Annotated in this window: 1 pseudogene; it reads left to right on the plus strand. The window is 73.3% G+C overall.

The features are described 5' to 3' along the window. Positions 1-19: 19 nt before the first annotated feature. Positions 20-262: pseudogene (locus ACYYG1_RS17565) on the plus strand (selenocysteine-specific translation elongation factor); the annotation flags it as partial.

The raw sequence follows: 262 nt of genomic DNA on the forward strand, positions 1-262 counted from the left end.
CGGGCGCCCGGCGCTGACGGTGGCGCTGACCAAGGCCGACCGGGTGGAGGCGGCGCGTGTCGATGAGGTGCGCAGTCAGGTGCGCGACGAACTGGCGCGCCAGGGCTGGCCCGATGCGCCGCTGTTTGTCACCGCGGCGGCAGCGGGCGAGGGTATCGAGGCGCTGCGCGCGCATTTGCTGGCGCTGTCGCCCGGCGAGCATGCGCTGACGCGCCGTTTTCGTCTGGCGGTAGACCGTGCGTTCAGCGTCAAAGGGGCGGGG

The organism is Desulfocurvus sp. DL1XJH-121 (genome assembly GCF_054819825.1).